This is a genomic window from Carnobacterium sp. (assembly GCF_032094055.1).
Lineage (GTDB): Bacteria > Bacillota > Bacilli > Lactobacillales > Carnobacteriaceae > Carnobacterium_A.
Genome location: NZ_DAMDAK010000077.1, coordinates 4133 through 4845 on the forward strand (window position 1 = coordinate 4133; position 713 = coordinate 4845).

1 pseudogene is annotated in these 713 nt (G+C 38.0%); it reads left to right on the forward strand.

Annotated elements, in window-relative coordinates:
* Positions 1-713, forward strand: a pseudogene (locus RT405_RS10735) (pyruvate formate lyase family protein); the annotation flags it as partial.

Genomic DNA, 713 nt, shown 5'->3' on the forward strand with positions numbered 1-713 from the left:
ATTCACTATATGCATGATAAGTATTCTTATGAACGCCTTGAAATGGCATTGCATGACAGCGAAATCATGCGAACAATGGCTACGGGAATCGCTGGCTTCTCAGTCGTTATTGATTCTTTATCTGCTATTAAATACGCTAAAGTAAAAACTATTCGTGACGATGATGGCTTAGTAGTTGATTATGAAATTGAAGGGGAATACCCTAAATACGGCAATAATGATAACCGGGCAGATGAAATTGGTGTCTGGTTACTGAAAACCTTTATGACAAAAGTTAAAAAACACCCAACTTACCGGGATGCAAAACACACGACTTCTATTTTAACGATTACTTCTAACGTTGTATACGGCAAAAAAACAGGAAATACACCTGATGGACGCCGTGCTGGTGAACCGTTTGCTCCTGGAGCAAATCCAATGCATGGACGGGATACACATGGCGCTTTGGCAAGTTTAAATTCTGTCGCAAAAATGCCTTATAGTTATTCATTAGATGGAATTTCTAATACTTTTTCTATTATCCCTAAAGCTTTAGGGAAAGAAGATGAAGTACAACAAGCCAATTTAGCAAGTATGTTAGATGGTTATGCTCAAAAAGGCGGGCATCATTTAAATATAAATGTCTTTAATCGGGAAACTTTAGTAGATGCCATGGATCATCCAGAGAATTATCCGCAACTTACGATTCGTGTATCAGGTTATGCCGTTAACTT